This is a genomic window from Syntrophomonas sp. UBA5494, from assembly GCF_002426325.1.
Window position 1 is genome coordinate 7955 of the sequence record NZ_DIPG01000008.1, and the last position, 5208, is coordinate 13162.

Annotated in this window: 5 protein-coding genes and 1 pseudogene; all 6 read left to right on the top strand. The window is 50.4% G+C overall.

Features of this window, described 5'->3' with window-relative positions:
* Positions 1–80 precede the first annotated feature (80 nt).
* Complete coding sequence (gene mutL / locus B3W37_RS00935) at positions 81–1808, top strand: DNA mismatch repair endonuclease MutL (RefSeq protein WP_483174511.1); 1728 nt, start codon at positions 81–83, stop codon at positions 1806–1808.
* Between the two features lie 12 nt (positions 1809–1820).
* Positions 1821–2603, top strand: a complete 783-nt coding sequence (locus B3W37_RS00940; RefSeq protein WP_483174512.1) for a class I SAM-dependent methyltransferase — start codon at positions 1821–1823, stop codon at positions 2601–2603.
* Positions 2604–2624: 21 nt separating this feature from the next.
* On the top strand, positions 2625–3557 hold the full coding sequence (miaA, locus tag B3W37_RS00945; RefSeq protein ID WP_483170602.1) for a tRNA (adenosine(37)-N6)-dimethylallyltransferase MiaA: 933 nt from the start codon (positions 2625–2627) through the stop codon (positions 3555–3557).
* A gap of 62 nt (positions 3558–3619) precedes the next feature.
* Positions 3620–3871 carry an RNA chaperone Hfq gene (gene hfq, locus B3W37_RS00950; RefSeq protein WP_481038980.1) on the top strand — a complete coding sequence of 84 codons (252 nt, stop codon included), beginning with the start codon at positions 3620–3622 and terminating at the stop codon, positions 3869–3871.
* Between the two features lie 169 nt (positions 3872–4040).
* Complete coding sequence (locus B3W37_RS00955; RefSeq protein WP_483174514.1) at positions 4041–4832, top strand: alpha/beta fold hydrolase; 792 nt, start codon at positions 4041–4043, stop codon at positions 4830–4832.
* 170 nt (positions 4833–5002) lie between these two features.
* A pseudogene (locus tag B3W37_RS00960) lies at positions 5003–5208 on the top strand (stage V sporulation protein K); the annotation flags it as partial.

Sequence of the window (5208 nt, forward strand, 5' to 3'; positions counted from 1 at the left end):
AACTGGCATACCTGCAGAACAAGGCCGGCGACGAATATCGGGTCATAGATACCCGAACCAAACAGGAAACGAGGCTGTAAATGTCGATTCGACTGCTGCATGACCATCTAATCAACAAAATCGCGGCTGGTGAAGTCATCGAAAGGCCGGCTTCAGTGGTCAAAGAACTGCTGGAAAACGCCATTGACGCCGGTGCTTCACGTATTGCGGTGCGGATCACCGGAGGCGGCGGCCTCAGCATCGAGGTTGAGGATGACGGAGAGGGCATACCCCTTAATGAGATTTCACTGGCATTTCAGCGCCATGCTACCAGCAAACTGAGCTCGGTGGACGATCTGCAGCAAATAATCACCATGGGATTCCGTGGCGAAGCCCTGCCAAGTATTGCTGCCGTAGCCCGGGTTAAGGTTTTCAGCCGCTGCGCAGGCGAACCCGGTCTGTTCTTCCACATCGAAGGAGGCCGGATTCTGGCCTGCGAAGAGCGTGAAGCCGTACCGGGAACCCGTATGCTGGTAGAAGATCTTTTTTACAATACCCCGGCACGCAAGCACTTTCAGAAATCGCCTGTCAGTGAGGGGATTTTCATCAATGAGCTGGTGGGGCGCTATGCCCTGGCCCGTCCGGATATCTCGATCTCATTCAGCAACGAAGGGCGTCTGTACTATAAGACCCCGGGCAACGGGCAGCTCCGTGATGCTATCATAGCGGTGCACGGCTCCAGCCTGATGGAGCAGCTTCTGCCCTTATCATACGAGGGTGAGAACATCTCTTTGTCGGGATATATATCCCGCCCGGAGCTAAAAAAGTCCAACCGTAAACTGCAATGCTTCTATATCAACTGCCGCCCCATACGCAGCCCGCTTCTGTACCGGGCGGTAGATCAGGCATATCAGGGCATGCTGGTCTCGCGGGAGTTTCCGGTAGCTATAATCAACATCGTCATCGATCCCGGGCAGGTGGATATCAATGTGCACCCGCAGAAAAACGAAGTTCGTTTCCGCAAGGATCATGATGTGTTTCGAGCGGTTCATGAGGTCATAAAAAACCGTTTACAGGAGCATCAGGTAGGTATCAGCGGCTATCAGCGCGTCGCCCATGAGGCCGCAGCCGGGACCGATCTGGCCGAAGCCATATCAGGCGGTTGGATTTCCGGGGGTATCCCCGCCTTTCAGAACTATAAGCCGGCTTTTCAGCCTAAGCCCAGGACCCTTGAACCAGATCCGGTCATTCGGTATCAAGACCCTGCTACCGCTGCCGTCAACATCATAGGTCAATTCCGGCAGTCTTATATTCTGGCGGAAATAGACCGGGTACTCTATATTGTCGACCAACACGCCGCTCATGAGCGCATCATATTCAACCGCTTGCTCGACCGGGATCAGGCTCAGGCCAGGGAGTGCCAGGAATTGGTATTTCCTGTAGTAATAGAATTATCGACTTTAAAGGTCGAACTTTTGCAAGAACAGAGCGAGTTTTTCCGCAGCCTGGGTTTCGACCTCGGCCTGCTGGGGCATAATACAGTAGTGATACGGGCTGTGCCTGCGGGCTTGAGCGGGCACGAAGAGCAAACCATTGTAGAAATGCTGGATGCTCCCCAACCGGAAGGCAAAGATCAGTGGCGCGTCAAGGCCTTGATGAGGATGGCTTGCCAGCAGGCAGTCAAAGCCGGCCAGCTTCTAAACCAGGCCGAAATGGCGCAATTGATTATGGAGCTGTTAGATACCCCGGATTACAAGTACTGCCCCCATGGACGCCCTACCTTGATAAAGATATCTTCTGAGGATTTGGAACACATGTTTAAGCGTTGATTGAGGTCGTCAATGAAGATTGTTGCTACCACAACCCAATCCCGGATAGAACCGGATCCGGCCTTCCGGCAGTTTCTGGATGACAGTCAGTTTGAGTATGTACCCCGTCAGCGCAGGGGGCTTTATGCTATGCAGCAAGAATGTCAAGCTGACGCCATCCTGGTCTGGCAACGGCCAGTGCCGGTTCTGCATATCGGGGAGGACAAATTGTTTTTTCATCCCAGCATGGCCAAAGTGCGCCTCAGCGCTTACCGCAGGAAAGATCAGCCCGATCCTCTCATTGAGGCCGCCCGGGTTAAGCCGGGAGATCTTATACTGGACTGCACTATGGGGCTGGGAGCGGACAGCATCGTCCTGGCATATTTTGCCCAAGGCCAGGTGACAGCACTGGAATCCTCACCGGCTATCGCTTATACGATCAAATGGGGCATGCGGCTTTATGATTCCCGGATGCCCTGGCTTGATGAAGCCGTTCACCGCATCAAAGTCCAGGCTATCGACCATTTATGCTATTTACAGAGTCTGCCCGACAAATCCTTTGACCTGGTATACTTTGATCCTATGTTTAGAAAACCGCTGTTGAAGAGCGAAACCCTTAGCCCTATCCGTATGCTTGGCGACTCACTGCCCTTGAGCGAACAGGCCATAAGCGAAGCCGGGCGGGTGGCCCGAAAAAGAGTGCTGTTGAAGGAACGAGCCGGAAGCCCTGAGTTTTCCAGGCTGGGATTCGATCAGGTAGTTGGCAGCGTACATAATCAGGTTCATTTCGGAATAATCGACGTCAACAGCGATTGACGCGCAAAGGTGGTTTACAATTTGGATAAACTGCTGGCCATTGTGGGACCGACTGCTAGCGGTAAAACCACGCTGGCTGTTGAGCTGGCGGAAAAGCTTAATGGGGAAATACTGTCCTGCGACTCCATGCAGGTTTACCGGGGTATGGATATTGGCACTGCCAAGGCCACTCCGGTTGAGCAAGCCCGGGTAGCCCACCATCTCATCGACATCGTGGATCCCTGGGAGGAGTTCAGCGTCGCGCAGTACCAGCAATTGGCCAAAGCTACTATCAACCATCTTAACCAGAACGGTATACTGCCCGTTCTTACCGGGGGAACCGGCCTGTATTATCAGGCTGTGGTCGACGATTACCAGTTTTACCCCATGGCCAAACGTCAGGCTATCCGGGATTACTGGAACAAACTTATATCGCTTCACGGGCTTGATTTCGCTTTTGAACGCCTCCAAGCGGTCGACCCCGATTATGCTGCCATTATCGGCCGCAATGACCAGAGACGACTGGTGCGCGCCCTGGAGGTATTCGCATTGACCGGGGAGCCGTTTTCCCGTTTTCAGGCCCGCAACCGCCATCAATATCATCTGGTGGCGATTGGCTTGAGCATGGAACGCAGCCAGCTGTATGCCCGGATTGAACAGCGCGTCGACGGGATGATTGAACAGGGGTTGATTGAAGAGGTTCTGAGACTGCGGGAACAGGGATGTTCTTTGAGCCATACCTCCATGCAAGCTCTGGGATACAAGCAGGTTATGTATTATCTGGAAGGTTTTATCAACAAAGCGATGATGATAGAGGAGATCAAAAAAGAAACCCGTCGTTTCGCCAAGCGCCAGTTAACCTGGTTCAGAAAAGACCACCGTATAATATGGCTTGAACCCGGTGAATTTTATGATGCTGATAAATTGGCAAAAAATATTTCTTTTTCAATGGCAGGACATATTTGGGGCTTGTAGAAATGTCTACAGGAAGAGATAATAAAGAGTATGAGTTTTTATTGAATGGAGGGGCTGCTTAAATGACGAAAGGCCAGATCAACCTGCAGGATACTTTCTTAAACCTGGTTAGGAAGGATAAGACCCCGGTCACCATCTACCTGGTAAATGGATTCCAAATCAAAGGCGTGGTGAAGGGATTCGATAATTTTACCGTGATAGTAGAAATGGACAACAAGCAACAGTTGGTTTATAAACACGCTATTTCCACCGTTGCGCCTATCCGCCCGCTCGGCATGCTTAATCTGGATTTCAGGAATGAAGAGGAAAAATAATCAAGAATAGAGGAATGTAGTTATAAAGGACCTTGTTCGTTTGAGAACAGGGTCCTTTTTATTAACCAGCCCTGGTAACCCACCAGCTGTAGCTATGAATATGTTTGACAGACAAGCTTCGTTAATGATTAAGTGGGTAATGGTAAACACTTGAGGAATGGGAGGACCTATGGAAAAGTTTATAAATCGAGAAGGATGCCAAGTAGCTTATGAGTATTTGCCGGGGAAACAAGCCATCACTGTGATTTTAGCGCATGGTTACGGACTGCATCGCGCCATGTGGGAGCCGCAGGTTGCATGTTTGCAGGAAAATGGCTATCCGGTGATCAACATTGATATCCGCGGCCATGGAAAGTCAAGGCCTGCGAACGAATTCAGTGTAAAACTGGCGGCAGAAGATATTCAGGCTATAATCGATACGGAAAAGCCCGGACAGTATTTACTGTGCGGGCTTTCAATGGGCGCTTTTGTCGCGCAGGAATATGCATTCCTTGCCGGGGGCGCAGTAGGTTATATGCTGACAGGGGTAACGCCGTTATTCATGCCTTATCCTAAATGGGAAAAGACACTGTTAGCATACTCCGGGGCGATTATGAAGTATCTTTACACCTGGCAGGGACTTAAAAAAGACATGGCCAAAGGAAGCGTCCATACAAAACCGGCATTGCTGAATATCGCGCAGATGTTCGAGGAAATGGATAAGCGGGAATTTCTTATGTCGTGGCAGGGTTTTAGCGCCTGTCTGCATGAAGAAAGGTTCAGATTTGACGCGCCGTTGCTGGTGGTTGCCGGTGAGCAGGATACAAGAGGAACCATACAAAAGCATCTTGCGGATTGGACCAAGCATTATACGGATTGTACGGTAAAAACCATTGCCAACGCGGGCCATGTGGCAAATCTGGACCAGCCCGAACAATTCAACCGGTTATTGCTTTCTTTTATAAATGATTGTACGTCGTAAAAAGCTCAGCCAACCAAGCTAACCAAGAAAGGCCAACAAATAGAATCTTCCTTGTTGGCCGGTCCTCAACCCTGTTGCCCCCAAACAGGTAAAACCAACCTGCTCCGAAGTAGCACCACTTTTGTCTGGGTGTCATATGATAGGGTACAACAGATAGGAGTAGTGATACAGTGCAAATATCAAAAAAGTTTAACAATCCCGAGGTCTTGCCGCAGCGGGCATCCAGCAATTTTTGCCCGGAAATTTTCGACCGTCCTTCCTTTAAAGAACTGGATAAATTGATCGGACTGATGGATGTAAAAAAAATGCTGGCCGAGATTACCGCTTTCAGTTTGATACAGATCAAACGCTCCGAGCAGAATCTCAAGTCACAGCC

Coding starts and splice junctions, on each gene's coding strand:
- B3W37_RS00940 (WP_483174512.1), top strand. CDS start 1,821: ATGAAGATTGTTGCTACCACAACCCAATCCCGGATAGAACCGGATCCG.
- B3W37_RS00955 (WP_483174514.1), top strand. CDS start 4,041: ATGGAAAAGTTTATAAATCGAGAAGGATGCCAAGTAGCTTATGAGTAT.
- hfq (WP_481038980.1), top strand. CDS start 3,620: ATGACGAAAGGCCAGATCAACCTGCAGGATACTTTCTTAAACCTGGTT.
- mutL (WP_483174511.1), top strand. CDS start 81: ATGTCGATTCGACTGCTGCATGACCATCTAATCAACAAAATCGCGGCT.